The 23,801-nt window shown below is 34.0% G+C and carries 27 protein-coding genes and 1 tRNA gene; 19 read left to right on the top strand and 9 right to left on the bottom strand.

All coding sequences use genetic code 11. From position 1 onward, the window contains the following. Positions 1-96: 96 nt before the first annotated feature. Positions 97-564 (bottom strand): hypothetical protein, encoded by a 468-nt coding sequence (locus ACM55G_RS06155; protein ID WP_416843019.1) that lies wholly within the window; start codon positions 562-564, stop codon positions 97-99. 224 nt (positions 565-788) lie between these two features. Between ACM55G_RS06155 and ACM55G_RS06150 the strand changes: the two genes are divergently transcribed. From ACM55G_RS06150 to ACM55G_RS06105, 10 genes are all read left to right on the top strand, one after another. Next, positions 789-1,193 (top strand): DUF2721 domain-containing protein, encoded by a 405-nt coding sequence (locus tag ACM55G_RS06150; protein ID WP_416843198.1) that lies wholly within the window; start codon positions 789-791, stop codon positions 1,191-1,193. A gap of 145 nt (positions 1,194-1,338) precedes the next feature. Further along, positions 1,339-1,905, top strand: a complete 567-nt coding sequence (locus tag ACM55G_RS06145) for a DUF1800 family protein (protein ID WP_416843018.1) — start codon at positions 1,339-1,341, stop codon at positions 1,903-1,905. After that, a complete protein-coding gene (locus ACM55G_RS06140; RefSeq protein WP_416843017.1) occupies positions 1,880-2,074 on the top strand; it encodes a hypothetical protein in 195 nt (64 codons plus the stop codon). The genes ACM55G_RS06145 and ACM55G_RS06140 overlap by 26 nt, the downstream gene beginning before the upstream one ends. Before the next feature lie 56 nt (positions 2,075-2,130). Further along, positions 2,131-3,027: an EamA family transporter gene (locus tag ACM55G_RS06135; RefSeq protein ID WP_416843016.1), complete on the top strand. Its 897-nt coding sequence runs from the start codon at positions 2,131-2,133 to the stop codon at positions 3,025-3,027. Between the two features lie 66 nt (positions 3,028-3,093). Then, positions 3,094-3,447, top strand: coding sequence for a DoxX family protein (locus ACM55G_RS06130; protein ID WP_416843015.1), 354 nt, complete (start codon positions 3,094-3,096; stop codon positions 3,445-3,447). Positions 3,448-3,451: 4 nt separating this feature from the next. Then, positions 3,452-4,060 carry an alpha-ketoglutarate-dependent dioxygenase AlkB family protein gene (locus tag ACM55G_RS06125; RefSeq protein WP_416843014.1) on the top strand — a complete coding sequence of 203 codons (609 nt, stop codon included), beginning with the start codon at positions 3,452-3,454 and terminating at the stop codon, positions 4,058-4,060. 45 nt (positions 4,061-4,105) lie between these two features. Continuing rightward, positions 4,106-4,933 (top strand): sterol desaturase family protein, encoded by an 828-nt coding sequence (locus ACM55G_RS06120; protein WP_416843013.1) that lies wholly within the window; start codon positions 4,106-4,108, stop codon positions 4,931-4,933. Positions 4,934-5,052: 119 nt separating this feature from the next. Further along, positions 5,053-5,331: a DUF2805 domain-containing protein gene (locus ACM55G_RS06115; RefSeq protein ID WP_035670363.1), complete on the top strand. Its 279-nt coding sequence runs from the start codon at positions 5,053-5,055 to the stop codon at positions 5,329-5,331. 171 nt (positions 5,332-5,502) lie between these two features. Then, positions 5,503-7,365: a M61 family metallopeptidase gene (locus tag ACM55G_RS06110; RefSeq protein ID WP_416843012.1), complete on the top strand. Its 1,863-nt coding sequence runs from the start codon at positions 5,503-5,505 to the stop codon at positions 7,363-7,365. Between the two features lie 123 nt (positions 7,366-7,488). After that, positions 7,489-8,199 (top strand): DUF4369 domain-containing protein, encoded by a 711-nt coding sequence (locus tag ACM55G_RS06105; protein WP_416843011.1) that lies wholly within the window; start codon positions 7,489-7,491, stop codon positions 8,197-8,199. Between the two features lie 143 nt (positions 8,200-8,342). On the opposite strand, the gene ACM55G_RS06100 is transcribed toward ACM55G_RS06105, so the two are convergent. From ACM55G_RS06100 to idi, 6 genes are all read right to left on the bottom strand, one after another. Beyond that, positions 8,343-8,416: transfer RNA gene (locus ACM55G_RS06100), tRNA-Thr, on the bottom strand. 78 nt (positions 8,417-8,494) lie between these two features. Next, complete coding sequence (locus ACM55G_RS06095) at positions 8,495-8,761, bottom strand: hypothetical protein (RefSeq protein ID WP_416843010.1); 267 nt, start codon at positions 8,759-8,761, stop codon at positions 8,495-8,497. Positions 8,762-8,829: 68 nt separating this feature from the next. After that, positions 8,830-9,792 carry a type I phosphomannose isomerase catalytic subunit gene (locus tag ACM55G_RS06090; protein ID WP_416843009.1) on the bottom strand — a complete coding sequence of 321 codons (963 nt, stop codon included), beginning with the start codon at positions 9,790-9,792 and terminating at the stop codon, positions 8,830-8,832. A 77-nt stretch (positions 9,793-9,869) separates the two neighbouring features. Then, entirely contained in the window at positions 9,870-10,328 is a 459-nt protein-coding gene (locus tag ACM55G_RS06085; protein WP_416843008.1) for a peroxiredoxin, read from the bottom strand. Continuing rightward, positions 10,328-10,738 carry a 6-pyruvoyl trahydropterin synthase family protein gene (locus tag ACM55G_RS06080; protein ID WP_416843007.1) on the bottom strand — a complete coding sequence of 137 codons (411 nt, stop codon included), beginning with the start codon at positions 10,736-10,738 and terminating at the stop codon, positions 10,328-10,330. The genes ACM55G_RS06085 and ACM55G_RS06080 overlap by 1 nt, the downstream gene beginning before the upstream one ends. A 20-nt stretch (positions 10,739-10,758) precedes the next feature. Next, positions 10,759-11,286, bottom strand: coding sequence for an isopentenyl-diphosphate Delta-isomerase (gene idi, locus ACM55G_RS06075; RefSeq protein WP_416843006.1), 528 nt, complete (start codon positions 11,284-11,286; stop codon positions 10,759-10,761). A gap of 157 nt (positions 11,287-11,443) precedes the next feature. Between idi and ACM55G_RS06070 the strand changes: the two genes are divergently transcribed. From ACM55G_RS06070 to ACM55G_RS06055, 4 genes are all read left to right on the top strand, one after another. After that, a complete protein-coding gene (locus tag ACM55G_RS06070; protein WP_416843005.1) occupies positions 11,444-11,905 on the top strand; it encodes a GNAT family N-acetyltransferase in 462 nt (153 codons plus the stop codon). Between the two features lie 146 nt (positions 11,906-12,051). After that, positions 12,052-12,612: a peptide-methionine (R)-S-oxide reductase MsrB gene (gene msrB, locus ACM55G_RS06065; RefSeq protein ID WP_416843004.1), complete on the top strand. Its 561-nt coding sequence runs from the start codon at positions 12,052-12,054 to the stop codon at positions 12,610-12,612. Between the two features lies 1 nt (position 12,613). Next, complete coding sequence (msrA, locus tag ACM55G_RS06060) at positions 12,614-13,240, top strand: peptide-methionine (S)-S-oxide reductase MsrA (protein ID WP_416843003.1); 627 nt, start codon at positions 12,614-12,616, stop codon at positions 13,238-13,240. A gap of 614 nt (positions 13,241-13,854) precedes the next feature. Then, positions 13,855-16,344 (top strand): PAS domain-containing hybrid sensor histidine kinase/response regulator, encoded by a 2,490-nt coding sequence (locus tag ACM55G_RS06055; protein WP_416843002.1) that lies wholly within the window; start codon positions 13,855-13,857, stop codon positions 16,342-16,344. A gap of 64 nt (positions 16,345-16,408) precedes the next feature. On the opposite strand, the gene ACM55G_RS06050 is transcribed toward ACM55G_RS06055, so the two are convergent. Beyond that, on the bottom strand, positions 16,409-17,971 hold the full coding sequence (locus ACM55G_RS06050) for an NAD(P)/FAD-dependent oxidoreductase (RefSeq protein ID WP_416843001.1): 1,563 nt from the start codon (positions 17,969-17,971) through the stop codon (positions 16,409-16,411). Between the two features lie 200 nt (positions 17,972-18,171). Between ACM55G_RS06050 and ACM55G_RS06045 the strand changes: the two genes are divergently transcribed. Beyond that, entirely contained in the window at positions 18,172-18,411 is a 240-nt protein-coding gene (locus tag ACM55G_RS06045) for a hypothetical protein (protein ID WP_416843000.1), read from the top strand. Between the two features lie 78 nt (positions 18,412-18,489). Here ACM55G_RS06045 and recQ read toward each other — a convergent pair whose 3' ends face one another. Continuing rightward, complete coding sequence (gene recQ / locus ACM55G_RS06040) at positions 18,490-20,685, bottom strand: DNA helicase RecQ (RefSeq protein WP_416842999.1); 2,196 nt, start codon at positions 20,683-20,685, stop codon at positions 18,490-18,492. An 84-nt stretch (positions 20,686-20,769) separates the two neighbouring features. Between recQ and ACM55G_RS06035 the strand changes: the two genes are divergently transcribed. The 4 genes from ACM55G_RS06035 (at position 20,770) to lptB (ending at position 23,798) form a co-directional block, all read left to right on the top strand. Continuing rightward, on the top strand, positions 20,770-21,735 hold the full coding sequence (locus ACM55G_RS06035) for a KpsF/GutQ family sugar-phosphate isomerase (protein ID WP_416842998.1): 966 nt from the start codon (positions 20,770-20,772) through the stop codon (positions 21,733-21,735). Further along, positions 21,735-22,550, top strand: coding sequence for a twin-arginine translocase subunit TatC (gene tatC, locus ACM55G_RS06030; protein WP_416842997.1), 816 nt, complete (start codon positions 21,735-21,737; stop codon positions 22,548-22,550). Before ACM55G_RS06035 ends, tatC begins: the two co-directional genes overlap by 1 nt. After that, positions 22,543-22,896 (top strand): carboxymuconolactone decarboxylase family protein, encoded by a 354-nt coding sequence (locus ACM55G_RS06025; RefSeq protein ID WP_416842996.1) that lies wholly within the window; start codon positions 22,543-22,545, stop codon positions 22,894-22,896. Before tatC ends, ACM55G_RS06025 begins: the two co-directional genes overlap by 8 nt. A gap of 161 nt (positions 22,897-23,057) precedes the next feature. Then, complete coding sequence (lptB, locus tag ACM55G_RS06020; protein WP_416842995.1) at positions 23,058-23,798, top strand: LPS export ABC transporter ATP-binding protein; 741 nt, start codon at positions 23,058-23,060, stop codon at positions 23,796-23,798. The last annotated feature ends 3 nt before the right edge of the window (positions 23,799-23,801 follow it).

Raw genomic sequence — 23,801 nt, 5'->3', positions numbered from 1 at the left:
AGCACACCCGTTTTCACAAGTACGACTTCTCCTGTAAAATAAATAAAGCCGTTTTTTCTAAACAAGAAAAAACGGCTTTATGCAAACTTCAATATATTAAAAAAGGCCTAATCGTACGCTGGGGGCGCGCACGCCTATTTGTGTATTTACAGAAGTATTGCTTGGTCTTCTTTGATAATTGCTTTGATCATATTCATAATAATAAAATCCTGCGTGTCCATAAAAGGAATCACTGTGGTGACAATGGGCATCACAATGAGAATGATGCGTTGTATAAGCATCTTGCTTGCTGGCAATATAAGCCTGATACGCTTTTCTATTCTTTTTCTTTAAATCCTTTTCGTAAGCTTTTTGCTCTTTCCAAAAGGCTTTTTCTTCAGCTTTAGTTTTAGCCTTGAATGTTAACTCATAATTGGCATCTTCACTACCCCTTTGTTGATAATAAGTAATTTTATCCGGATTGTTATTTATACTTGTTTCACTTTCTACACGAGCTTCTTGTGCCTGTACTGGGGCTATTGTTCCCAAAAAAAGTATTGCGAATAACGTTTTAATTGTTTTCATGATTATAAATTTTAATTACAGTTACTATCGATTGTATTTCTCAATTCAATAGTAAGACAACTTTAAAGCACTTTACCCTACCTCAAAGCAGTATTATTTTAAAAAACGTATTCAGTTAATACAAATTGGCTGGTGATCTATCTACCCAACACTCTTATCCTTTTTTTATCAAAAAAAGAATCGAATTGCGTACTTTAGATTTTTCATTACATACAACCCCAATTATGACCTTACCTATTGAAACTCCTGCCCTGCTTTTCTCCGCAACTTCATTAATTTTATTGGCATACACTAATCGGTTTCTAACAATCGCCACAATCATAAGAGGACTAAAAAAAGTTTACAAAGAGAAAGAAAATAGTCTTATTTTATTGGAAATTAAAAACCTAAACTTGCGATTAACACTCATTCGCTACATGCAAATGGCTGGCGTATTAAGTTTATTTCTGTCGGTATTTACCATGTTGTTATTGTTTTTGGAACAGCAATTATTTGGGGTTTATCTTTTTGGATTGAGTCTATTTAGTTTATTGATTTCATTGGGTTTATCGTTTTGGGAAATTAACATTTCAGTCGATGCACTTCGATTGCATTTAAGCGATTTGATGGATAATAAAGAAGGTGTTTAAGTAGACCAACTTGGATCACGAATACGGAAACCCGATCGTATTTGGTATTAAATTCGAACAAATAATTCAACCAGTTAGAAACATTTTTTTTAGGCATTAAACCCTTTTTCAATTTCAAAGTCCAACTGTCATAGCACTTTAGATTATGAACAACCACACCCTTTGGTCATTGCGACTCGGATATTCAGCTAAACAAGCGGAAACCATCAAAAGAACAGGTTTAAAAAATTTCTTGGAACGATCTTTTGCCACAAAATTTGATTTAAAAATTCCTGATTTTCTGGAAAACAGTCCAAAATCATTTAATGAATTCAAAGAACTCCGGAAAAAATTAAAATCCTCAAGTCCCGAAGAAGCAAAAGAAATGCAAAAAAAAGAAGTGCAAACTTCCTTTGAAATGAAAGCCTGGTGGATTGATAAAATGACCGAAGACGAATTTCCGCTTCGCGAAAAAATGACCTGTTTCTGGCACAACCATTTTGTTTCTACTTACCAAAAAGTAAAAGTGAATTATTGGGTTTTTCAGCACAATCAAATCTTAAGGGAGCATGCTTTTGGCAATTTCAAAACCCTGACCAAGGAAATTATTAAAAGTAATGCGATGGTGCGTTATCTCGACAATGTTGATAACAGGAAAGACAAACTCAATGAAAACTTAAGTCGGGAATTACTCGAACTTTTTACCCTTGGAATTTATTTTTGGAGCCAATAACCAAGGAAAAATCATTGGGAAAAACTCCAATCTTTCGGATTTAGACAATGGTGATTTAAAACATGATATTGATTTTAGGAGCGTTTATACCTCTTTTTTGAAAAATAAATTTGATTTCGATTCCTCTCAAATTGGAATACGAAACAAAGCGCTGGAAGGACTGTTTTAACTAACACATAAATCACTGCAAAACCCTATCTTTACCCGCTTTTTAAAATGGAATAAATGATAAAGAATAGTGTATTAAAAGGAGTTTTTTTAGTAGGTCTTGGCGCAACGAGTTATGGAATGCTGGCTACTTTTGTAAAAATAGCCTACGGCGAAGGCTTTACCACACCGGAAGTTACCATTGCACAATTTGTATATGGAATCACGGGAATGTTGCTGATTAATCTGTTTCAAAAAGCTAAAAAAGGAAATAACGTTATAAAAGCATCTAAGAAAAACATTACCCAATTAATCCTTGCGGGAACTTCCCTGGGAATGACGAGTATTTTTTATTATTTGGCAGTAAAATATATTCCCGTTTCCATAGCTATCGTTTTATTGATGCAAACCGTTTGGATGGGTGTTTTATTTGAAATGATTTTAGAAAAAAAAATCCCTTCTACTCAAAAAATAGTTTCTGTGATCATTGTTTTATTAGGAACTGCACTGGCCACTAATCTTATTCAAAGCGAAGTAGAACTAGACTGGCGAGGGATTGTTTTAGGCCTTTTAGCTGCAACATCTTTTACTACAACTATGTTTACCGCTAATCGTGTAGCAACTCACATTTCATCGGCGCAACGCAGTTTGTATATGCTCCTTGGTGGAGCCATAATCGTAGCTGGTTTTGCAATCGCAACACAAACTACCGCTTTCAATTTTGAGATTTTCATGAAATGGGGAATTGTACTGGCCCTTTTTGGTACCGTAATCCCGCCATTATTGTTTAATGCCGGTTTTCCACTTACCGGAATTGGATTAGGAAGCATTGTGTCCGCATTGGAACTTCCGGTTTCAGTACTAATGGCTTATTTTCTTTTAAGCGAAAAAGTAAATGCGATTCAATGGTTTGGAATTGTTTTAATAATTCTGGCCATTGTCATCATGAATGTGAATTTTAAAAAAACAACTTGATTTTCAAATCAATTCAAGAGCATTAATTCCACTATTTTTTATAAATTCGTACTAAATAATTTCATTATGAATTTACCTTGGCATCTATATGCAATGGCTTTTATTTATATTTTAGCAGGATTGAATCATTTCAGAAACCCTAGACTTTACCTAAAAATCATACCTCCGTATTTTCCAAATCCAAAATTATTAAATTCCATAAGCGGTTTTGCCGAAATACTTTTGGGAATAACACTCTGTATTCCTCTAATCTCAAATTACGGCGCATGGGGAATTATAGCCTTATTAATAGCTATTTTCCCTACGCATCTTTACATGTATGCCAATAAAAAAGCAAGAATGGGTTTGCCAAAATGGGCTTTACTGCTACGAATGCCTTTACAATTGGCTTTAATTTTCTGGGCTTACCAATATATTTAAGACATTGAAATCACTATTTGACTCCACTTCAGAACCGATACAGCTCCATCTTCCAGATGCCGAAATCGTGTATTATCCCGCCTTTTTTAACAAAGAAGAAGCCGATAGCATTTATGCGGAACTGATAAATGATATTCCTTGGCAACAAGATGAAATTCGCGTTTTTGGCAAAATTCATCCACAACCTCGTTTGACAGCTTTATATGGAAACGAAGGAAAACCATATTCCTATTCTAATATAAAAATGCAACCGCATCCTTGGAATTCGCTTTTGCAAAAGATAAAATCCCGAATTGAAAGTGTTTGCGATACTACTTTCACGACCGTTTTGCTCAATCAGTATCGCAACGGAAAAGACAGTAACGGCTGGCACGCCGATAACGAAAAAGAATTAGGAATAAATCCTGTAATTGCCTCTGTGAGTTTTGGTGCCGAACGCACCTTTCAATTAAAACACAATTCCGAGAAAGACCAGAAAAAAAGCATCGTTCTGGAACACGGCAGTTTATTACTAATGAAAGGAACCACACAGCATTTCTGGAAACATCAGATTCCAAAAACCACTAAACCGGCAGGTCCGAGAATAAATGGTACTTTTCGGGTAATCAAATAGATAATTTCTGCAAAAAACATTAGATTTGAAATAAATACCCAAATCATGAATACTATTATTGCCTATTTTTCTACTATTCCATCTTCGCACAGAAGTTTAATTCTTGTGGCCGGAATCACTATTTTTTGGTTGATAGAAAATGCTTTTCCGCTTTTTAATTTTACTTATAAAAAATGGCATCACGCCAGTATCAATATTTTTCTGACGTTCACGACTATAGTTGTCAATTTTTGTCTGGCTTTTATTTTATTAAAAGCTGCTGATTGGACAATTGCAACTCATTTTGGAATTTTACAATGGCTTCCGCAAATGCCGCTTTGGCTATATGCTCTTGTCGGATTGCTTTTATTGGATTTAATAGGAGCGTATTTGGTGCATTTAGTAGAACATAAAACCAAATTTTTATGGCGTTTTCACTTAATTCATCATACCGATACTTGGATAGACACCACTACTGCGAATAGACATCATCCCGGTGAAAGTGTCATCCGATTTGTATTTACTACTCTGGGTGTTTTAATCGTAGGAAGTCCCATGTGGATGATTTTTCTTTATCAAACTTTATCCGTTGTTGCAACACAATTTAACCACGCTAACATTTCTCTTCCTAAAAAAGTAGACACTATTTTGAGCTATTTTATTGTCTCTCCTGATATGCATAAAGTACACCATCATCATGTGTTGCCATATACTGATAGTAATTATGGAAATATATTTTCTGTTTGGGATCGTCTATTTGGTACATTTATGACGCTTCCAAAAGAAGAAATCATTTACGGCATCGATACCCATACAAAGCCCGAAGAGCACAACCAACTAAAAAATTTGCTCAAAATACCATTTCAAAAACCCCGATCCACAAAAAACAAGTAAAAACAGTAAAAAAAATCTTCTTTTAATAAGAAGTAATTATTTTTTTTCTTAATATTGGAATATAATTAGAAATTGAATTTATTAATCATTAACAACTTATTTGAATTAATTTTCACGTGATGAAAAAGAGTAACCGCAAAGAATTGAACTGGGAACAAACAGAAAAACTTGTTACATTGGCCTTAGAGGAAAAAAATCCTTTTGAAATTATTAAAAAAGAATTTGGTCTGGCTGAAAAAGAAGTTCTTGAGATCATGAAAAAGAAGATGCCCGCAGAAAAATTTGAAATGTGGAAAAAGAAAGCTACTGCAAATAAGCCAAAACCAAAACCCGTTAAAATAGACGATTTTGATGAAGATTTGGATGGTAAATATTACATAAAAAATAAACTTGACTAAAAACGAAACTCCTGTATCATTCAGGAGTTTTTTGCTTTTAAAGTGTCACTTTCTAAAATAACCATTCAAAATAAAAAATAATTATTACAAGACTAAAACATAGCTTTTATTCAACAAAATGTAACAATTGTATAATTAAAGGACTAATATCTAAAATAAAAACAACCGAAAATGAAACGAATAATTTTTTCTCTCGCATTTGCTTCTATTCTTTGGAGTTGCAAAACAGCCAGTTCATCGATTACTGGCAATACAAAACAAGAAGTTCAGGTTGGAATCAATCTAAATGAAGTCAAAAATGACAAGGTGATGGTAACAGTCAATCCTCCATCAATTTCGACTGATGAAATTACGTATCACATTCCAAAAACAGTTCCAGGAACATATTCTGAAGACAATTACGGTAGATATATTGAGGATCTTAAAGCCTATGATACTAAAGGAAATTTATTATCGGTAAAGAAGACAGACGCTAATTCTTGGTCCATTACGAATGCCAAAACTTTAGACAAGATTACTTATTTGGTAAATGATTCCTTTGACACCGAAACCGGGAAAAAATTTGGAGGTGATGAAATTTTTTCACCTGCTGGTTCAAATATTGATGCTGGTAAAAACATAATGCTTAATACACATTGTTTTGTAGGTTATTTTACAAATTACATGTCAATACCCTACAATGTAACGATTTCACATCCAGCAACAATTTGGGGAGCAACCTCTATGACTGATTTCGACACAAGTACCACAAATGATAAATTCATAGCATCTCGTTATGCGGTACTGGTAGAAAACCCGATCATGTATGCCAAGCCAGATTACACCACTTTTACCATTGACGGAATGGAAATTCTGATAGCTGTATATTCTCCTACTGGAAAAGTTACTGCGGAAAGCATTACTCCGGAAATGAAAACGATGATGACTGCTCAAAAGAATTTTTTGGGTAAAATAAATGCCACTAAAAAATACAGCGTTTTGTTATACCTGTCCTCTATGAAGGAAGATGACGCAAAAGGATTTGGTGCTTTAGAACATCCTACAGCAACCACAGTAGTTTTACCTGAAATGATGCCAAAAGAAGAACTAGTAAAATCGATGAAAGATGTAGTTTCACATGAATTTTTTCATATTGTAACTCCTTTATCAATTCATTCCAAAGAAATTCAATATTTTGATTACAATGCGCCAAAAATGTCTCAACACTTATGGATGTATGAAGGTGTAACAGAATATTTTGCTAATCTTTTTCAAATTAATCAAGGCCTTATTAATGAAGAAGAATTTTTCTCCCGAATAGCCGAAAAAATTACTCGTGCCAATACCTTAAATGACACGATGTCTTTTACAACGATGAGCGCTAATGTATTAACAGAGCCATACAAAGATCAATATTTAAATGTGTATGAAAAAGGAGCTCTTATTGGGATGTGCTTGGATATTATAATCCGAGAAAAAAGCAATGGAGAAAAAGGAATTCTTGATTTGATGCAAAAACTTTCGACTGAATATGGTCCAACAAAACCATTTAATGACGAAGAGCTTTTTGCAAAAATCACCTCTTTGACCTATCCTGAAGTCGGAACTTTTTTAAATACTTATGTATCTGGAACAACTCCAATTCCTTACGCAACTTACTTAGCCAAAGTGGGCGTTACAAATACAATAGAAAAAGTTCCTGGCAATGTTTTTTTAAAAGAAAAAATACCATACGTCATTATTAATCAACAAACTAAAGAAATTATTGTTGATCCAAATATTAAGTTAATTGATTTCTATACACACCTTGGTATTAAAGGAGGAGATATTATAATGGCTATAAATGAAAAACCTTATTCATTAGACAATATCTATGAAATGATAACCGAAAGTCAAAATTGGAAAGAAAACGATGCAATTACCGTAAAAATAAAACGTGATGGTGTAGCCCAAATCATTGAAGGGAAAGTAAAACTTCCTTATGAAGAAAAAGAAGGACTCAAAGCAACCGATTCTTCCAAGAGTAAACTAAAAGAAGCTTGGTTTAAAGCTTAGATAAAAAAGTAATTAAGAAAATTCCAATTTAGAAATAGATTGGGATTTTTTTTTGTAAAATTTGAATGCGTTACCAAATCATTCCAACAATTTTCTTTATTTTGCGCCAAAATATAAACACAAATGAAAAAATCTATTATTGCATTCGTTACTCTTTTACTTTTGTCATCTTGTAACGAAAAGGATTCAAAAACAAACTTGCATATTACCGGAAATATTAAAGGATTAAAAAAAGGAACTTTATATATTCAAAGAGTAGTGGACACTACACTTGTTGCAATTGATACTATTAACATCGATGGTAACTCTGCTTTTGAAAGTGACTTAGAATTAAAATCTCCTGAAATGCTTTATTTATTTTTGGATAGAGGTGTGAGCAATTCAATGGACAATAACCTTTCCTTTTTTGCTGAACCAGGAAAAATAACTATTGAAACTAGTTTAGACTCTTATCTTTCTAGCGCCAAGATTAAAGGATCTAAGAATAATGATTTATTGCAAGAATACAAAAAAATAAATTCGCGTTTCACAGATGAAAACCTTACTTTAATTGAAAAAAAATTCAATGCCATTAAAAGTAACAACCCAAAAACTCTTGACAGTTTAAACGCAAAACAAGACTCTAATACAAAACGAAAGTATTTATTTGCCACTAACTTTGCTATAAACAATAGAAATTACGAGGTAGCGCCTTACATTGCCTTATCAGAGATCTATGATATCAATATTAAATACTTAGATACGATTCAAAAATCAATGTCTCCAAAAGTAGCACAATCACTTTATGGAAAAAAATTGACCAAATATGTTGCCGACATCAAAAAGCAAAAATAAATGAATTGTTAATTCCCCTAAAATAGAAAAACCGTCTCGACTTATCGAGACGGTTTTTTTTTAACCTTGAATTAAATTTAATATTGCCTTTTTTTTAATAAAAACAAAAAACCATCTAAGAGTATTAGATGGTTTTATTAAAGAGCCGGCGGAGGGACTCGAACCCACGACCTGCTGATTACAAATCAGCTGCTCTAGCCAACTGAGCTACGCTGGCGACTCATTACGGGTGCAAATATAAGTCTGAATTTCCATTTTCCAAAACAAATTCAAACTTTTTTTGCTTTTTTTTTGACTACAATTCGTTGATTTTAGCAATCAATTGATTAGCAGTTTGTTCCAATTCAACATTGATTTGTTTGAAGTGTGCTTTTTTATCTTCTACCTTTTTTTCGTTCACTTTTGTGATTAAAACGTCAAAAGCAGCGATAGCTTCGTCAATTAAAGCATTAGTTTCTGTTGTTGGTTTTCCTGTTGTAGAAATTTCGAACAAGTAAACTGCTTCAATAATATCTCCTAAAACGTAGTTGATGTCTTTCTTTAAATTCTTAACGTTTGCCATTTTTATTTTTTTAAAATTTGAATTTTAATTTGCGTCTGCAAAAGTACACATAATCTTTCTATTACCGACTATGAAATGTAAATTTCTAAAATTGAAGCTTTTCCATTTAGAGTAAATGCATTCATTGCAGCGGGAATCAAAACAGTATCTCCTTTTTTATATTGCGATTTTGAATTGTCAAAATCAATTTCAAATCCTCCTTCCACACACATATAAACTGTAAAGGTTTTTCCAGATTTAGAAACAGTAATTTCACCATTCAACGGAAGGAAATTAGTGGTGAAATACGGACAATCCACAATTTCATTGGATACATTTTCGTTTTTAGTATATTCTTTTTTAGCTTCTATCGTATTATAGTTAATAGCCTCAAGAGCTAAATTTACATGTAGTTCTCTGGTATTCCCGTTAGCATCTACCCTGTCAAAGTCATAAAGACGATAGGTAATATCCGATGTTTGCTGAATTTCGGCAACAACCAGTCCCGCACCAATAGCATGAACCGTTCCCGCTTCCAAGAAAAAGACATCTCCTGATTTTACTTTTACATCGGTAAGAATGGAAAGTAACGTTTTGTTTTTTAGATTTTCTAAATAATCGTTAGCATCTGATTTTTCTTTAAATCCTACAATTATTCTAGCATTGTCATCCGCTTGCATAATGTACCACATTTCTGTTTTTCCAAAAGAATTATGTCGCTTTTTGGCCAACTCATCGTTGGGATGAACTTGTATAGACAAATCTTCACTAGCATCCAGGTATTTAAAAAGCAATGGAAATTGTTTTCCAAACCGAGCATGAACAGCTGTTCCTAATATTTCGTTTGGACATTCATTAATCAAAGTAGTCAATGATTTTCCTTTCCATTCACCATTAGCTACAACACTCACATCGCATTCGACCGTAGATAACTCCCAGCTTTCGCCAGTAATTTTTGATGTAATCGGTTTATGAAGCACCGTATTTAGTTTTTCACCTCCCCAAATTCTTTCTTTAAGAATGGGATTAAACTGTAGTGGATAAAATTTCATCTTACTTTTTTATATTTTGCAAATTTGCATAATCTATATCATCCCCGCAAACTAGTTTTCTAATACGATTTTGTTAATTATGATACTATCTTTTTAATGGTTTCAAGTGCTTTAAGCATGTGTTTAGTGGCTAACATACTATCAAAAATTAACTGAATAATTCCGTTCTTATCCGTTACATACGTTACACGCCCCGGAATTAACCCAAGCATTTGAGAGTGAACACCAAAAAGTTTTTTGATTTTTTTATCACTATCTGACAAAAGAAGAAAAGGCAATTTATAGTGTTTCGAAAATTCCTGATGAGAAGCGACACTATCGCTACTTATACCTATCACCTCGGCACCTAAATCCTTAAAATCTTCATATTGATCTCTAAAACTGCATGCTTGGGCAGTACAGCCCGGTGTATTGTCTTTTGGATAAAAATAAATGACAAGCGGTTTATTTCCTATTAAGCTTTGACTGTCAAAATCATTACCATTGGTATCTTTTGCTTTAAAATTCGGGATTTTATCTCCCACTTTTAAGTCCATTATTCCCCTTTGTAGGTTACAAAATTACGAGGTGTTTCATAAAGAACCACTTCTAATTCAAATTGAGGTTTAATTTTTTTTCGGATTCTATTCCAAATTACCACTACGATATTCTCGGCTGTTGGATTTAAGTCCTGAAATTCCAAAACATCAAGATTAAGATTTTTATGATCAAATCGATCTTCAACTTCTTCTTTAATGATTTCGCTCAGGAATTTCACATCCATAACAAATCCGGTTTCTGGGTCAATTTTTCCCGTTACACTAACAATCAATTCGTAATTGTGTCCGTGATAATTAGGATTGTTACATTTGCCAAAAATAGCATCGTTTTGCTCGAAAGTCCAGTCTTTTCTATATAATCTGTGTGCCGCATTGAAATGGGCTTTTCGTGAAATAGTAACTTTCATTATAAAAGGTTGAGTTAACGTTATACTTTATGTTCTTCCAGAAAATGATAAAACTCGTCGAAAATTATTTTGAACCAAACGGTATACAGTTCGGGATTAATTTCCATATTGATTTTCACATCCTCGATTTTCATCCATTTCCAGTCTTCTACTTCTTCCGTATTAATTTCGGGATCTTCATTATAATACCCTATCATAACGTGATCTAGTTCATGTTCAGTCAAACCGTTATCAAATGGGGCTTTGTATATAAAATGAAAAAGCTCTTTGAGCTCAGTTTTAAAACCCATTTCTTCATACAGTCTTCGGCTTCCGGCTTCAATATTAGACTCCCCTTCCCGTTGATGACTACAGCAGGTATTGGTCCATAATAGAGGGGAATGGTATTTTTGATGCGCCCGTTGTTGCAGCATGAGTTCATTTTTATTGTTTAAAATAAAAACAGAAAAGGCGCGATGCAAAATAGCTTTTTCATGCGCTTCAAGCTTTGGCATCAACCCTATTTGCTCATCATTTTGGTTAACTAATATTACGTTTTCTTCTTTCATAGGTGTTTATAGCCTTACAAAAATACAAAAAAGAAAATTATGGAAGGGAGCTTTAACGTTTCTGTTTCGATTTGTTGCGTCGAAACCATTTTGGATCATGCAATGCGAATCCTTTAAAGATTCTTTTGTATTTTTATACTCAAATATAAATTCTGCAATGCATACTATAAACACCCGAAAAGCACATCCTGATGATTTAGAAAAACTCCTTGAATTCGAACAAGGAATTATTACTGCCGAACGCCCTTTTGACCCCACTTTAAAAGAAGGAAAAATTAATTATTATAACATTGAAAAAATGATTTCAGCATCTGATGTTGAAATAGTGGTTGCCGAAATCGATTCGGAAATTGTTGGTTCCGGATATGCCCGATTAGAAGCTGCGAAGCCCTATTTGAATCATGAAACCTATGCCTATTTAGGCTTCATGTATACAGATGTCATTCACAGAGGTAAAGGAGTGAATTCTAAAATTATGGAAGCACTGAAGGATTGGTGTCGTTCAAAAGACATATCCGAAATTCGACTGGATGTCTATAATGACAACAGTCCTGCAATTAAAGCCTATGAAAAAGTAGGATTCAAAAAACATTTGATAAACATGCGAATGAGTTTGTAGCACCATTTTTTTAATTATTAATCCAAAAGTATTTTTTTTACGTAAATATCAATAGTTAAAACTTACTTAAATCACTATTAATTTGTAAAGTAGGCGACTTATTATAGTAAAAAACCGCTTTACATTTGTAGAACAAAAAAGAAAATATGAAAACAACAACCCGTTTTTTAAGCGTATTATTTTTGCTTCCATTATTCATGTTTACTGCCTGCGGGCAAAATACAAACAAACAGAACAATATAAAAAAAAATACTAGTATGGAAAATCCAATCAACAAATCCGGAAATCCGTATTATTCTAATACAGATACGACAAAACTAAACCTTACAGATGCCGAATGGAAAAAGGTATTACCTGAAGACGTCTACGAAGTAATGCGACACGCTGATACCGAAAGACCATTTACAGGAAAATATTGGAATACGGATGAAAAAGGAACGTATTATTGCGCTTCTTGTGGCAATAAATTATTTCGTTCCGGTGCAAAATTTGCAAGCAGCTGCGGTTGGCCCAGTTTTTTTGAACAAGACAACAAAAAAAGTATAGTTTACAAAACCGATAATTCACTTGGAATGGAAAGAATTGAAGCACTTTGTGGCAGATGCGGTGGACATTTAGGACATCTTTTTGATGATGGACCAGCACCAACCGGAAAAAGATATTGCATGAATTCTATAGCCCTTGATTTTATACCTGATACTAAATAATATGAGAAATTTATTTCTGATTTGCCTCTTAACAACACTGAGTATGTTGGGTCAAAACAATACTGCTGGCCAAGCCACAAAACAATCGAATCTCGAAAACATCACTTTAGCGGGCGGTTGTTACTGGTGTGTTGAAGCGGTTTATGAGAATCTAAATGGTGTGAAATCGGCGGTTTCAGGTTACGCTGGTGGTAAAATAAATAACCCATCATATGAGGATGTTTCCACCGGAAGAACTGGTTATGCCGAAGCGGTCCAAATTACCTACGATAAAAATGTAACGAATCTGGACGAAATTTTCAAAGTTTTCTTTACTGTTCACGATCCAACTACGTTAAACCGTCAAGGTGCTGATGTCGGGACACAATACAGATCTGCTATTTTCTACAAAAATGAACAACAAAAAGTAGCCGCAATAACGATTATAAATTCCTTGAAAAAAGCTAAAATATATGACAGTCCTGTAGTAACAACACTGGAACCGTTGAATAAGTTTTATAAAGCAGAAGATTACCATCAAAATTATTATGCAAATAATAAAAGCCAACCGTATTGCCAAATGGTGATTCAACCCAAAATAGAAAAATTTGAAAAGCTATTTAAAGATCGATTGAAAAAGAAAAAATAGAAATCCTGACAAAACCGTCTCATTATAATGAGACGGTTTTTTTATCGGTATGAAATAGATTTATAAAAGTGAAATTCACAAACCATAAATGTTTTCAATAATTTAAAATTTTAATTACGCATCATGATAATCACTTTAGGGGAATACATATGTTATAGTGGGTATTTTTATGCTTAACTTACATGGAGAATGACACGATTATCCATTAACTATTAACCCATTTAAAAAATGCATCGATTTCGGTCAAATAAATCCACCCTAAAACAACGCGATTGAAATCTTAGATGCAACATTTACTTTAAAAAGAGATTTGCTATTTAATAAAATAACTGCAACTTTACCCAATAGTTTTTTATAAAACTTAAATAGTAGCAATTAATATAATTAAAAGGTATTAAAACATGATTTCAGAATAAAATAGACAGATATTGATTATATTTCATCTTTTATTAGTCAACTAATAATTAGAAACAATGTAAATTTTTCGAATTTGAATTACTGAACTTTGTAGGCCTTTTAAATTACAGTAGTACCATCTAAACATCGAAGCTTTTATAGCCTTTTCAAAGTATAACAAAAACAAAATAGTTTTTTACAACTAAAAAAGCATTCTTATGTTTAAAAATGACTATAAAGATTTATTCAATCTTTCTCCGGCAATATTAATAGTTATTGACACTAATTTTACAATAATTGCCGTTACCGATTCTTTCTTAGATGCAACTATGACGGAAAGGAAAGATATTTTACAGAAAAATATTTTCGATGTATTTCCCATTAACCCTAATGATATAGATGCCGATGGAGAGAAAAACATTCGCACTTCTCTTAATACTGTGATTAAAAACAAGCTAACAGACACGTTGCCGGTTCAAAAATACGATATTAAAAAAACGAAGGCAAATGGTGGTGGGTTTGAAGTTAGATATTGGAAAATAAGCCACTCTCCCGTATTAGATGCTGATAATAATGTGAAATACATTATCCAGCATGGGGAGGATATCACCGAAAATCAAGAACTTATTTCCAGTAATCAAGTTTTGAAAAAAAACAATGAACTGCTGGCTGAATCTTATGAATATTCTGAAGCAATCATTGATACTCTTCATGAAACAATGATTATACTTAATAAAGATTTCTATGTAAAATCAGCTAATAACTCATTTTACAACAAACATCTTACAACCAAACAAGACACTGAAGGGAAACGTTTGTTTGAATTGGAAAATGGGTTTTTCGATATTCCTGAATTACGTGAATCTCTAAAGGATATTCTGTCTAAGAATAATGTTATTCAAGATTTAGAAGTCAAACATGTAAATCCAAATCTTGGTGAAAAAATAATGTTAATTAACGCCAATAGCTTTTTAAAAAAAACAGATGGAGAAGAATTGATCTTTCTTGCAATTAAAGATATTACTGAGGTTAGAAAATTAGCAATTGAAATTCAAAATAAAGAAAAAAAGGCATTAGAAAAACAGCTAGAAATAGAAAAAAAATCCTTGAAAAAGATTGAAGAAAGTGAAAAGCGTTACAATCTAATGCTGATGACATCCCCATTTGCAATAGCAATATTAAAAGGAAAAGATATGATTATTACTCTTGCCAATAATAGTGTTAAAGAATTATGGGGAAAAGGAAATGCTGTTGAAGGAAAAAAATTCATAGATGTATTACCCGAACTCATAAGTCAGCCATTTCCTGAATTACTTAACAAGGTATATACTACCGGCATTCCCTTTTACGGAGAAGCGCTTTTAGCCCCATTAAAACGGAATGGAAAAATTGAAGAACTCTATTTCAATTTTGTTTACCAGCCCTATTTGGAAGCGGACCAAACCATTTCTGGCGTAACTATTATTGCATATGATGTAACCTCTCAGGTAATGGTAAAAAAAGAATTGATTGAGGCAAAAATTAATGCAGAGTTAAAAACACAAATTGCAGAAGAAGCTGTAAAATCTAAGCAACAATTTTTGTCGAATATGAGTCACGAAATAAGAACTCCCATGAATGGAATTATTGGGTTTACTAATGTCGTGTTAAAGACAAAATTAGACGATTCTCAAAAAAAATACATTAGCGCAATTAAAGAATCTGGAGATGCATTGATTGTTTTAATCAATGATATTCTTGACATTGCTAAAGTAGATTCAGGAAAAATGATCTTTGAAAAAGTTCCGTTAAGCTTATCTGTTTCCATTACTACAATGCTTCATTTATTTGAACCTAAAATGAAGGAAAAAAATTTAGAATTAATCAATGAATATGACTCAAATATTCCTTTGAATTTAATTGGCGATCCTATACGTTTACGTCAAATAATCTTAAACCTGATGAGTAATGCCGTGAAGTTTACATCCGCGGGTAAAATTACAATAAGTGTTCGTTTACTAAAAGAAGATGCTGAAAAAGCGACCATCGAATTTAAAATAACCGATACCGGCATAGGAGTTCCTAAGGATAAATTAGACGAAGTTTTTAATAATTTTGAGCAAGCCTCACCAGGCATTAGCAGCTCATATGGTGGAACTGGCTTAGGACTCGCAATTGTCAAACAACTGGTAGAACTTCAAGGAGGAACAATTATAGTAAATAGCGAGGAAGGCAAAGGATCTGCTTTTGGATTTGTGTTGCCCTTTGAGAAAAGAAATTCGGAAACTGAAACAACACCTATATATACAGTAGAATCGATTCAAGAAAAACCATTGGAAGAAAAAACTAAAGAAAATATAAAAGTATTGGTTGTAGAAGACATTAAACTAAATCAGCTTTTAATAAAAATAATATTATTAGATTTTGGTTATGATGTAACTATTGCCGATAATGGTAAACTTGGTGTTGAAAGTTTTGAAAAAAATAATTATGATATTATTTTGATGGATTTACAAATGCCTGTAATGAATGGTTTTGAAGCTACGGCACACATTCGCAATACAATGAAATCAAACATTCCCATTATCGCGCTTACGGCTGATGTGACCTCGGCAGATGTTGAAAAATGCAAGGCAGTTGGAATGAATGATTATTTATCTAAACCCATTGATGAAAAATTATTGTACAATAAAATCAATCAGTGTTTAAAGGAATTTAATAAAAAATAAAATACCAAAATGAAAGCACCCCAATTTCAATACCCAAACTAGATTAATAATTATTCAAGAGTTTTTATTTATTCAAAATCGCAGCAATCATCAACGCGCATTTCTCACCATCAATAGCCGCAGATATTATTCCACCCGCATAACCTGCCCCTTCTCCACAAGGATACAAACCTTTTATTTGAACATGTACATAGGTCAATGGATCTCTGGGGATACGCACTGGCGAGGAAGTTCGTGATTCTGGCGCGTGAAGTACAGCTTCATTAGTCATGTAACCACGCATAGATTTCCCGAATTCAGAGAATCCTTCTCGCAATATTTGCGTTAAAAACCCTGGGAAAACCTGTCCCATTTCTACTGAAGTCGTTCCGGGAACATAAGATGTTTTCGGTATTTCGGAGGAAACTTTATTTTGGGTAAAATCAATCATTCGTTGTGCAGGAACTTTTTGGGTTCCCCCAGCCAAACGCCATGCTTTTTGCTCGATACTTTTTTGAAATTCCATTCCGGCTAAAGCACCAAATTTGGCAAACGGTTGAAAATCTTCAAGTTTCAATTCGATTACAATTCCAGAATTGGCAGTCGCCTGATCCCGTTTAGAAGGCGACCAGCCATTCGTAACCACTTCTCCCGGGCTTGTGGCACAAGGCGCAATCACGCCGCCGGGACACATACAAAACGAATACATACCCCTACCTCCTACTTGCTTCACAATAGAATAAGGTGCCGGGGGTAAATTTTCACCCCGATAATCACAACTGTACTGAATGCTGTCAATTAACGATTGTGGATGCTCGGCTCTTACGCCCAGGGCAAAAGGTTTGGCTTCGATAAAAATTTGTTTCCTATCCAATAATTCGAAAATATCACGTGCAGAATGTCCTGTGGCTAAAATCATTTTATTGGCAAGAATCGTATCTCCATTTTGAGTAACGATACCTTGCACCTCATTATTTTTAACTAAAATATCAGTCAATCGGGTTTCGAATAAAACCTGTCCGCCACATTCGATGATTTTCTGCCTAATATCCTGAATAATTTGAGGTAATTTATTGGTTCCAATATGCGGATGCGCATCAATTAAAATGTCCTCCGAAGCTCCAAAAGCAACAAACAATTCCAAAATTCTCGTTACATCGCCTCTTTTTTTAGAACGCGTGTATAATTTTCCGTCAGAATACGTTCCTGCTCCGCCTTCGCCAAAACAATAATTAGAATCTTCATTGACAAGATGTTCGACATTGATGGCTTTTAAATCTCTTCTTCTGCCACGAACATCTTTTCCACGCTCAATAACTATTGGTTTCAAACCCAATTCTATCAATTGCAATGCTGCAAAAAGTCCTGCAGGTCCAGCGCCAACAACGATTACTTCGGGAGCAGTTGTCACATTTTTATAATCGGGAAGTAAGAATTTATGCTCCTGAAAAGATTCTCCTTTCAAATAAATCATCACTTTCAAATTAATTTTTACCGCTTTCTGACGCGCATCAATCGAGCGTTTTAAAATCGAAACATGCTCGATTTCTTTGGCAGTAACCTTAATTTGTTTAGCCAAATAGTCATTTAACAACAATTCATTTGCAGCTATTTCTGGCAGTACTTGTAATAGGAGTTCTTGAGGCATTTTATCTTATTTAATCATTGCTTTGTTGAATCGTTTATTCGAAAAACAAAAACAAAGCACAAAAATAGTATTTTGAAGTGGAATTAGTGAATCAATAAAGAATCCATTTTCAATTTTTCAAATTACCCTATTTTAAAATTAGACTTTGTAACTTTGTCCTTTCAAAACAGTTAACCGATTAAACACTTAACTTCAACAAAATGTCAAGAAAAATAAAACTGATTTGGGAATTCCGTGGCCCTGTTTCCGCAAAAACAGCAGAACATCACGAAATTCATTTGAAAGAATATATTGTAATTGAAAAACTGGACTTAAACATTACGGGCTTTGAGATTCAAGGCGAAATGCAAGCTATCGCTTTTATGGTAGTCACAGATGAAAATATGATTCAAGTAAGAGATGCTTTAAAACCGCATCGAGGAGAGTTATACCTGCTCTAAACTCATAAATTCGAAGGTCTTAAAGTCAAAAAAAAAAAACCTGCTAAAATTTTTGACTTAAAACCTTCTACTTTATAACTAGTTAGCTACTTCACTGATAAATTTAATTCGCATTAAACGCAATTCATCAATATCATAATCACCCTCAAATTCTTTGAGCGCGTCTTCTATATTATCGGAAAGGGATTCCATGAAATAATCATGAATTTCCTCCTGTTGATCATCATCAAGCATATCATCAATCCAATATTTTATATTTAACTTGGTTCCGGAATAGACAATTTGCTCCATTTCTTTAATCAAATCGTCCATCTTTAACCCTTTTGCGGAAGCAATATCATCAAGAGATAATTTTCTGTCGATATTTTGAATGATATAAAGTTTATTTACTGAATTGACTCCAGTTGATTTGACCACTAAATCCTCCGGACGAATAATATCGTTATCTGCTACATATCGGCTAATTAATTCGAGGAATTCCTTTCCGTATTTCTTAGCTTTCCCTTCTCCAACTCCATGAATATTGATCAATTCTTCTTGGGAAAACGGATATTTCAAAGCCATGTCTTCGAGTGATGGATCTTGGAAAACCACAAATGGAGGAACTCCTAATTTCTTGGCTACTTTTTTACGTAAATCCCGTAACATACCCATCAATACTTCATCGGCAGTTCCTGTAGATTTTGCTGCAGTTACAATAGCCTCATCCTCAGATTCATTGTATTCATGGTCTTCCGACATCATAAAGGATTCTCGGTTTTTAATAAAATCCAATCCTTTCTTAGTAATTTTCACTATGCCATAGGTTTCAATGTCTTTCGACAAAAGCCCGGCAACGAGAACTTGTCGCAATAAAGCCATCCAATATTTTTCATCATGATCCGAACCACATCCAAAAAAAGACTGAGTATCGGTTCTATGTGCTTTGATGACTGCATTGACACGGCCAATCAAAGTAAAAACAACTTCTTTTGATTTGTATAAATGCTTCGTATCACGCACCACTTCCAGCAGTTTCACCACTTGATCTATGGCTTCGACTTTTGATTTTGGATTTCTAACATTGTCGTCCATATCAGCGCCTTCGCCATTCACATCATCAAATTCTTCTCCGAAATAATGAAGTAAAAATCTCCTTCTGGACATGGAAGTTTCAGCATAAGCTACCACTTCTTGTAATAAGGCAAAACCAATTTCCTGCTCGGCAACGGGTTTACCCGACATAAATTTCTCTAATTTCTCAACATCCTTATAGGAATAATAAGCAAGACAATGTCCTTCACCTCCGTCACGACCTGCGCGACCGGTTTCCTGATAATAACTTTCCAATGATTTAGGAATATCGTGGTGAATTACAAAACGAACATCCGGTTTGTCAATTCCCATTCCAAAAGCAATAGTTGCCACCACCACATCAACATCCTCCATAAGAAACATGTCCTGATGTTTAGCACGGGTTTTAGCATCTAATCCTGCATGATAAGGAACGGCACTTATACCGTTAACCTGTAAAACTTCGGCAACAGCCTCTACTTTTTTTCGGCTTAGGCAATAAATGATTCCTGATTTGCCTTTATGTTGTTTGATAAAACGGATAATATCCGATTCAACATTTTTAGTTTTGGTACGTACTTCGTAATATAAATTGGGCCTGTTAAATGATGCTTTAAAAGTAGTAGCATCAGTCATATCTAAATTTTTTAGAATATCTTCCTGAACTTTTGGAGTAGCCGTAGCGGTCAAGCCAATAATAGGTACATCACCTAATTGCTTAATGATGTGTTTTAGGTTTCTGTATTCCGGTCTAAAATCATGTCCCCACTCAGAGATGCAATGAGCTTCATCGATAGCCACAAAGGAAATAGGCACCGTTTGAAGAAAAGTAACATACTCGTCTTTGGTCAAGGATTCTGGGGCAACATATAATAATTTGGTTAAACCGGAAGTAATATCCTTTTTAACTTGCGTAATTTCGGTTTTGGTAAGTGAAGAGTTTAAAACATGGGCAACACCATTTTCAGAAGACAAACTACGAATGGCATCAACTTGATTTTTCATCAAAGCGATTAAAGGCGAAACTATGATAGCAGTTCCCTCCTGAATCAAAGCAGGCAATTGGTAACAGAGTGACTTCCCTCCTCCTGTAGGCATAATCACAAATGTGTTTTCTTTATTAAGGAGACTTTTAATCACTTGTTCTTGTAATCCTTTAAATTGGCTGAAGCCAAAATATTTTTTTAATTCTTTGTGGATATCAATTTCGTTTGAATTCATTCTTGATTATGTGGTATTTTGTATAAATTTGCATCAATAAAGATACAAAATTCTTTTTAACATACAAATTTTAACCATTCTGTTTTGATAAGCAAAGAAAATATATTGGCTAGCGCCAAAAAAACTATTCTATCTGAAAGTAAAGCAATTGCCAAACTAACTGAATTTCTGGATGAAAACTTCATTGAAGCTACACAAAACATCTACAAATCCAATGGAAGATTAGTAGTGACAGGTATTGGAAAAAGTGCCATTATTGCTCAAAAAATGGTAGCCACCTTTAATTCCACCGGAACTCCTTCGTTGTTTCTCCACGCTTCAGAAGCCATTCATGGGGATTTAGGAATGGTACAAAATGACGATATAATTATTTGTATTTCGAAAAGTGGCAATAGCCCAGAAATAAAGGTTTTGGTACCTCTTTTAAAACGTTTTGGAAATACTTTAATTGCGATTACAGGAAATATGAGTTCCTTTCTAGCTAAAGGTTCCGATTTTATTTTGAACACTACAGTAGAATCAGAGGCTTGCCCTAACAATCTTGCTCCTACCAATAGCACTACTGCGCAATTAGTAATGGGCGATGCCATTGCTGTCTGTCTTATGGAAATGCGCGATTTCAAACCAGAAGATTTTGCAGTATACCATCCAGGCGGTGCTTTAGGCAAAAAATTATTACTCCGCGTAAAAGACATGCTGGAACATACTTTGAAACCTATGGTTGCTCCTGATGCTTCGATAAAAAAAGTTATTTTCGAGATTTCTGAAAAGCGTCTCGGTGTAACTGCCGTTGTAGATCAGGATAAAATTGTGGGAATTATTACCGATGGTGACATTCGAAGAATGCTAAATGACAGGGATTCTTTCTCTGATTTGACCGCAAAAGATATTATGACTAAAAATCCAAAATTAATACCATCCACAGCAATGGTTGTAGAGGCACTGAATATACTTGAAGACTTCTCCATCACACAATTAGTTGTGGTTGACAATGGTGAATACAAAGGCGTTTTACATTTACACGATATTTTAAAAGAGGGAATAGTATAATGGCAAAGAAAAACTTAAACGAAATGTCGTTTTTAGATCATCTTGAAGAATTAAGATGGTTATTGGTTCGAAGTACTATTGCAATATTAATTCTTGCAACCGTTACTTTTTTCATCAGTGATTATATATTTGATGTAATTATTTTTGGACCAACAAATGCAAATTTTATCACGTACCGATTTTTTTGTGATTTATCACATGCCTTAGGTTTTGCAGATAGTATTTGCGTTACCGAAATGCCTTTTATTATCCAGAACACGGATATGGAAGGGCAGGTAAACGTATTGGTATGGACGTGTGTATTAGCGGGATTCATTCTGGGCTTTCCTTATATTTTATGGGAAATATGGAAGTTCATCAGCCCTGCATTGTATGAAAAAGAAAAAAAGCATGCGAAACTTTTCATTTTTGTTTCCTCATTATTATTCTTTATGGGAGTCTTGTTTGGCTATTTTGTAGTCGTGCCCATGTCAGTTAACTTTTTCGCCACTTTTAAAGTAAGTGCGATCGTAAAAAACCAATTTAGTATTGATTCCTATATTAGCATGGTAAAAACGAGTGTTATTGCGAGCGGATTGTTTTTTGAATTGCCAATAATTATCTACTTCCTGACCAAACTAGGATTAGTTACCCCTGAATTTTTAAGAAAATATTGGAAATATGCTGTAATAATAATACTTATCGTTGCCGCAATTGTTACACCTCCCGATGTGGTGAGCCAAACAATTGTTGCTATACCGATGTTAATAATCTATGAAGTAAGTATCTTAATTTCAAAAATTGTAATCCGAAATCAAAAAAAAGAAAATGGCTGATATCATTCAAGAATTCAACGAGTATCGTTCTAAAATGAACGAAAAATTATTGTCAGACAACAATAAAATTGTTAAGCGTATTTTTAACTTAGATACCAATGCCTATGCAGCGGGAGCCTTAGATATAAAAACAAAAGAGTTACTGGGATTAGTGGCTTCAGCGGTTTTACGTTGTGATGATTGCGTCAAATACCATTTGGAAACCAGCTTTAAAGAAGGAGTAACCAAAGAAGAAATGATGGAAGCTATGGGAATCGCCACACTTGTCGGCGGAACTATTGTCGTACCTCATTTGCGAAGAGCTTATGAATTCTGGGAAGCATTGGAAGAAACCGCAACCAAATAAAATTTCCTTTAACTAAAAAAAAAACGGTTCCTGACCACCAAGTAAATAACTGTATTCGGGAAGAAACTAAATAATTGTTAATCCGTTTATTTGTTGATTCGTTTATTCGTTTATTTGTGACGATTAAATATTCCAACGAATAAACGATTAAACCAACAAAAATGAAATTAAGAGCTGAAAATCTTATAAAAACATATAAAGGTCGCAGTGTTGTAAAAGGCATTTCGGTAGAAGTGAATCAAGGTGAAATTGTAGGGCTTTTGGGACCTAACGGTGCCGGAAAAACGACTTCTTTTTATATGATAGTAGGATTAGTTAAACCAAATTCAGGCAACATATTCCTTGATGATTTGGATATTACTGATTATCCTATGTACAAAAGAGCACAACAGGGAATTGGTTATTTAGCTCAAGAGGCTTCTGTTTTTAGAAAACTAAGCATCGAAGACAATATCCTGAGTGTTTTACAATTGACGAAACTCTCCAAAGCCGAACAAGAAGCTAAAATGGAAAGTTTAATCGAAGAGTTTAGCTTGGAACACATTCGCACGAATCGAGGAGATTTACTTTCTGGGGGAGAACGTCGGCGTACTGAAATCGCGCGTTGTCTTGCTACCGATCCAAAATTTATTTTGCTGGATGAGCCTTTTGCAGGTGTTGATCCGGTTGCCGTGGAAGACATCCAAAGAATTGTAGCCCAATTAAAAAATAAAAATATAGGCATTCTTATTACCGACCACAATGTCCAGGAAACATTAGCAATTACAGACAAAACCTACCTGATGTTTGAGGGTGGAATCCTAAAAGCGGGTATCCCTGAAGAATTAGTAGAAGACGAGATGGTTCGTCGGGTGTATTTGGGACAAAATTTCGAGTTGAGAAAGAAGAAATTAGAGTTTTAAAGA

Source organism: Flavobacterium algoriphilum (genome assembly GCF_048158655.1).
GTDB lineage: Bacteria > Bacteroidota > Bacteroidia > Flavobacteriales > Flavobacteriaceae > Flavobacterium > Flavobacterium algoriphilum.
Note: the sequence above shows the minus strand (reverse complement) of the source record. Positions and strands in the feature narration are given on the sequence as shown.

What these genes read in the sequence shown, in the direction of transcription:
- ACM55G_RS06155 (WP_416843019.1), bottom strand. Translation starts at nt 564, where the DNA reads ATGAAAACAATTAAAACGTTATTCGCAATACTTTTTTTGGGAACAATA.
- ACM55G_RS06150 (WP_416843198.1), top strand. Translation starts at nt 789, where the DNA reads ATGACCTTACCTATTGAAACTCCTGCCCTGCTTTTCTCCGCAACTTCA.
- ACM55G_RS06145 (WP_416843018.1), top strand. Translation starts at nt 1,339, where the DNA reads ATGAACAACCACACCCTTTGGTCATTGCGACTCGGATATTCAGCTAAA.
- ACM55G_RS06135 (WP_416843016.1), top strand. Translation starts at nt 2,131, where the DNA reads ATGATAAAGAATAGTGTATTAAAAGGAGTTTTTTTAGTAGGTCTTGGC.
- ACM55G_RS06130 (WP_416843015.1), top strand. Translation starts at nt 3,094, where the DNA reads ATGAATTTACCTTGGCATCTATATGCAATGGCTTTTATTTATATTTTA.
- ACM55G_RS06120 (WP_416843013.1), top strand. Translation starts at nt 4,106, where the DNA reads ATGAATACTATTATTGCCTATTTTTCTACTATTCCATCTTCGCACAGA.
- ACM55G_RS06115 (WP_035670363.1), top strand. Translation starts at nt 5,053, where the DNA reads ATGAAAAAGAGTAACCGCAAAGAATTGAACTGGGAACAAACAGAAAAA.
- ACM55G_RS06110 (WP_416843012.1), top strand. Translation starts at nt 5,503, where the DNA reads ATGAAACGAATAATTTTTTCTCTCGCATTTGCTTCTATTCTTTGGAGT.
- ACM55G_RS06105 (WP_416843011.1), top strand. Translation starts at nt 7,489, where the DNA reads ATGAAAAAATCTATTATTGCATTCGTTACTCTTTTACTTTTGTCATCT.
- ACM55G_RS06095 (WP_416843010.1), bottom strand. Translation starts at nt 8,761, where the DNA reads ATGGCAAACGTTAAGAATTTAAAGAAAGACATCAACTACGTTTTAGGA.
- ACM55G_RS06090 (WP_416843009.1), bottom strand. Translation starts at nt 9,792, where the DNA reads ATGAAATTTTATCCACTACAGTTTAATCCCATTCTTAAAGAAAGAATT.
- ACM55G_RS06085 (WP_416843008.1), bottom strand. Translation starts at nt 10,328, where the DNA reads ATGGACTTAAAAGTGGGAGATAAAATCCCGAATTTTAAAGCAAAAGAT.
- ACM55G_RS06080 (WP_416843007.1), bottom strand. Translation starts at nt 10,738, where the DNA reads ATGAAAGTTACTATTTCACGAAAAGCCCATTTCAATGCGGCACACAGA.
- idi (WP_416843006.1), bottom strand. Translation starts at nt 11,286, where the DNA reads ATGAAAGAAGAAAACGTAATATTAGTTAACCAAAATGATGAGCAAATA.
- ACM55G_RS06070 (WP_416843005.1), top strand. Translation starts at nt 11,444, where the DNA reads ATGCATACTATAAACACCCGAAAAGCACATCCTGATGATTTAGAAAAA.
- msrB (WP_416843004.1), top strand. Translation starts at nt 12,052, where the DNA reads ATGAAAACAACAACCCGTTTTTTAAGCGTATTATTTTTGCTTCCATTA.
- msrA (WP_416843003.1), top strand. Translation starts at nt 12,614, where the DNA reads ATGAGAAATTTATTTCTGATTTGCCTCTTAACAACACTGAGTATGTTG.
- ACM55G_RS06055 (WP_416843002.1), top strand. Translation starts at nt 13,855, where the DNA reads ATGTTTAAAAATGACTATAAAGATTTATTCAATCTTTCTCCGGCAATA.
- ACM55G_RS06050 (WP_416843001.1), bottom strand. Translation starts at nt 17,971, where the DNA reads ATGCCTCAAGAACTCCTATTACAAGTACTGCCAGAAATAGCTGCAAAT.
- ACM55G_RS06045 (WP_416843000.1), top strand. Translation starts at nt 18,172, where the DNA reads ATGTCAAGAAAAATAAAACTGATTTGGGAATTCCGTGGCCCTGTTTCC.
- recQ (WP_416842999.1), bottom strand. Translation starts at nt 20,685, where the DNA reads ATGAATTCAAACGAAATTGATATCCACAAAGAATTAAAAAAATATTTT.
- tatC (WP_416842997.1), top strand. Translation starts at nt 21,735, where the DNA reads ATGGCAAAGAAAAACTTAAACGAAATGTCGTTTTTAGATCATCTTGAA.
- ACM55G_RS06025 (WP_416842996.1), top strand. Translation starts at nt 22,543, where the DNA reads ATGGCTGATATCATTCAAGAATTCAACGAGTATCGTTCTAAAATGAAC.
- lptB (WP_416842995.1), top strand. Translation starts at nt 23,058, where the DNA reads ATGAAATTAAGAGCTGAAAATCTTATAAAAACATATAAAGGTCGCAGT.